This is a genomic window from Roseateles sp. GW835-FHT13E02, assembly GCF_058794035.1.
Window position 1 is genome coordinate 1 of the sequence record NZ_JBXAGJ010000056.1, and the last position, 615, is coordinate 615.

1 protein-coding gene is annotated in these 615 nt (G+C 63.3%); it reads right to left on the bottom strand.

The features are described 5' to 3' along the window. On the bottom strand, nt 1–615 hold a 615-nt coding region (locus AC1Q6P_RS23990), incomplete at both ends, for a GTP-binding protein (protein ID WP_492666274.1).

A 615-nucleotide genomic window follows, 5' to 3' on the forward strand; every position in this document is an offset into this window, starting at 1 on the left:
CAGGAAAGCACCGTCCACAGCGCGCTCAGGCGTGGGGATGTAGCTGTCCAGAGCGTCAGCCAGGCGCATGATGGCTTGCTCGCCCAGATCGCCGGTGTCGCCTTCCAGAGCCAGCTTGGCCGAACCCTTGATGATGGGGGTGTCGTCGCCGGGGAAGTCGTACTTGCTCAGCAGCTCGCGCACTTCCATTTCCACCAGTTCCAGCAGCTCGGCGTCATCCACCATGTCGCACTTGTTCAGGAACACGATGATGTACTTCACACCCACTTGGCGAGCCAGCAGGATGTGCTCGCGGGTCTGGGGCATCGGGCCGTCAGCGGCCGAGCACACCAGGATCGCGCCGTCCATCTGTGCGGCGCCGGTGATCATGTTCTTCACATAGTCAGCGTGGCCGGGGCAGTCCACGTGGGCGTAGTGACGGCCAGCGGTTTCGTACTCGACGTGAGCGGTGTTGATGGTGATGCCGCGAGCCTTTTCTTCAGGCGCAGCGTCGATCTGGTCGTAGGCCTTGGCCTCGCCGCCGAACTTCTTCGACAGCACGGTCGCGATCGCAGCCGTCAGGGTCGTCTTGCCATGGTCCACGTGACCGATGGTGCCGACGTTGACGTGCGGCTT